The sequence below is a fragment of the Haloarcula sp. CBA1122 genome, from assembly GCF_009741785.1.
Taxonomy (GTDB): Archaea; Halobacteriota; Halobacteria; order Halobacteriales; family Haloarculaceae; genus Haloarcula; species Haloarcula hispanica.
Window position 1 is genome coordinate 1 of record NZ_WPCB01000098.1, and the last position, 3,365, is coordinate 3,365.

A 3,365-nucleotide genomic window follows, 5' to 3' on the forward strand; every position below is an offset into this window, starting at 1 on the left:
CCCATGTCGCCGCCCCCGCCCTGGACGTTGTTCTGGCCGCGGACGGCGAGAGGCCGCGCCCGGCTTGCCGACCTGCCCCAGCACGAGCGCGAGGTCGGCCATCGCGATGAGGTTCTCCGTCCCGTGGCTCTGCTGGGTCATCCCCATCGCCCAGCCGAACACGACGCTGTCGGCCGCGGCGAGCGTCTCGGCCGCCGAGGCGAGTTCCTCGGGCGACACGCCCGCCAGTTCCTCGACTTTCTCTGGCGTGAACGCCTGAACCTTCTCTCTGACTTCCTCGAAGTTCTTCGTGTTGCGCTCGATGAACGCCTCGTCGTGGAGGTCGTTCTCGACGATGTACCGGATGAGGCCGTTGAGCCAGGCCACGTCGTAGCCGGGGTTGGTCCGGGAGTACTGGTCGGCGTGTTCGGCGATGCCGATTTTCCGCGGGTCGAACACGACGAGGTCGGCCCCCTCCCGGACGTTCTGCTTGATGCGCGTGGCGAGCACCGGATGGGATTCCGTGGTGTTGGAGCCGCTGATGAGGTAGGCGTCGGCCTCGCCGATATCCTCGTTGATGCGGTTGGTCATCGCGCCGTAGCCGAGCGTCTGCTGGAGCGCGGCGACTGTCGAGGAGTGACACAGCCGGGCGCAGTTGTCGATGTTCTTCGTGCCAAGGACCTGCCGGGCGAACTTCTGGACGAGGTACGCCTCCTCGTTGCTGCCCTTCGAGGAGGCCAGACAGCCCAGCGAGTCGATGCCGTGCTGGTCCTGAATCTCGGTGAAGCGCTCGGCCACATAATCGAGCGCCTCCTCCCAGGTCGTCGGTTCGAGCTCGCCGTCGTCGTTGCGGAGCAGCGGCTCGGTGACCCGCTGTTTGCTGTTGGCGAACTCGTGGCCGAACTTCCCTTTCACGCAGGTCGAGAAGTTGTTCGCGGGCGCGTTGTCAGGGTCATCTACCGGGACGACGCCGAGCGAGTCGCCGTCCTTGCCCCACATCTCGAACCGGCAGCCGACGGCGCAGAACCCGCAGGTCGTTTCCTGCTTGTCGATTTTCGAGAGGCGGTAGTCGCTGACCGCGCTGGCGATGTCGAACAGTCGGCCCTCGGGCATCGTGTTCGCCGCGATGCTCTCGGCGGTGTGTTCGCCGGCGAGGAACGCCTTCTTCCCGTAGTCCTTGGCGATGTCGCCGGCCCGCCGTTTCGCCGCAGACGCGAATCTGGCGAGGCCTTGCTTCCCCTTCGCCGCTCTCGGGTCGTCGGGTTCGAATCCGCGATTCGGTGCTGTGGTGTCGTCGATTGTCTCGACGTCCTCGTGCTCGATGACTTTCCCGATGGAGTTCCGCTGTGTAAAGCCCGGCAGCGGGAGCGTCGCCGCGCCGTCGATGCCCTTCTCTGTCAGCGATCCAGTGGGGCAGACGGTGGCGCAGTGGCCACATGAGACACACTCCGAGTCGTGCATGGTTTCGGCGTCGGACTGGAAGCCGATACGGGTGTCCTCGCCGTGGCCCTCGATACGGAGGACGCCCTCGACCTGCACGTCGTTGCAGGCGTCGACACAGCGGTTACAGAGGATGCACTTGTTACGGTCGATCTGGATGAACGAGGAGGTGTCGTCGATGGGTTCGTACTGGTCGCGCTCGTCGAAGACGCCGTAGCGGGGGTGATCGACGCTCTCGCTGATGGCGGCGTCCTGCAGTTCACAGCGGCCGTTGCCGTTGCAGGTGGTACACCGGAGGTTGTGGTTCGACAGCACGAGGTCGAGATTGACGCTACGGGCCTCCTCGGCGTCAGGGGTGTCTGTCGAGACGGTGAGGCCGTCCTCGGCGGGGAACGAACACGACGGGACGAGGCCGTGTTCGTCGGTCTCGACCATGCAGGTGCGACACTCGCTGCGCGGGCCGATCTCGTCGCTGCAGTCCCCATCGCGGTCGTAGTAACACAGCGCTGGCACGTCGGCGTCGTCTTCGACGCCCTCCGCGCCGGGGTCGACGCTGACGATATCGTCGTCGAGGTCCTGTAGCGCGTCGATGATAGTCGAACCCGGGGCGACGGTCACCGGCTCGCCGTCGACAGTGAGCGTCGTCGGGTCGTCCGTATCGGTACCCACGTCGGGGTCGTTTGCGGTTCCGGTCTCGAACTCGCGAGTGACTGGCGTCTCAGGCTGTGGGTCGTGCAGGTCGGGAACTCGTGGAATCGATTTATCTGTGCTCATAGTTTCTCCGTACAGGTGCCGCTGGGACAGTGGCCGTCGGTGTGAGCGCGGAACTCGGGTTCGAACTCGTCGATGGCTGTGGTCACTGGCCGCGGCGCGTGCGCGCCGGTCTGGCAGTTACTCGACTGACGCATCACGCGACCGAGTTCACGTATCTTGTCGTTCTCGAACGAGCCGTCGTATATGTCGCGCAGCAGTTCAGCGAGCTGCTTCGTTCCCTCACGGCCGGGCACACACCGGCCGCTGTTCTCCATCGATGCGAACCGCGCCCGCTTCCCAACCGTTTCAACGGTACATCGACCGGTGTCGAACAGTTCGACGACGCCATTGGTTCCGAGCCCGGCAGCCCGGAGCGACTGTGCGGTCGGTGCCATATCAAGACTGCGCGTGACACCGCCGAGGACGCCGCCAACACAGGCCATTTTGAACGACCCGTCCATCTCGACCGCCTCGCGAACCGCTGCGAGGCTTGCGCTCGACCTGAGTTCGACTGTCGCCGAGTCCGCAACGTCGCCGGCGACCGCTACGATTCGCGTCCCGGGGTCCGCCGCGTCAGCGTCGACGCTATCGGGCTCGGCGAGGCTCGCTGAACCTGCGCGAACGTCCGCGGTGTGTGGACGACTGTTGGGCGGCCGTACAGGCCTCGTTTGGCCGGGTGATGGCGGCTGGAGCCGCGGTTCTACGCGGTCGGCCCCCTCCAGTGCTTCGAGCGCCGCCGTGGGCTCGCCGGCGCGGAATTCGTCCGGGCCGGCTACCAACTGTGGAACGACAGGGAGGGTGTCGGCGGCTGCGTCGATTGCCTCGCGGAGGTGCGCCTGCAAGTCGGTCTCCGACTCGTTTACATAGACGACAGCGTCGCCAGCGTCCACGTACTCAGCGACCGCCGCAATCCCGTCGAGGACTGCCATCGGTGTGCCGGACAGGAGCGTGTCGTCGCCCGTCGGGAGGTCGCTGGCGTCGTTGGCGTTACAGACGACCACTGGGTCACCGTCGGTTTCGCTGGCTGTTTCCCACGTATCGGCGACCGGTTCGTCAGCGGCGGCGTCCCCGCGACCGCGGCCCAGCAGCCCGGCTCCCGCTGCAACGTCGGCGGTCCGTTGGGTTGAGACGAACGACCAGTCGGCCGGCGAAAGCGGGGCGACCCAGCCACAGGGGCCCAGTACGTTGCGGCG

The 3,365-nt window shown here is 66.2% G+C and carries 2 pseudogenes; both read right to left on the reverse strand.

Features of this window, described 5'->3' with window-relative positions:
- Positions 1–2,193: pseudogene (locus tag GJ630_RS19250) on the reverse strand (molybdopterin-dependent oxidoreductase); the annotation flags it as partial.
- Positions 2,190–3,365 (reverse strand): annotated as a pseudogene (locus GJ630_RS19255) (NADH-ubiquinone oxidoreductase-F iron-sulfur binding region domain-containing protein); the annotation flags it as partial. The pseudogenes GJ630_RS19255 and GJ630_RS19250, both read right to left, overlap by 4 nt.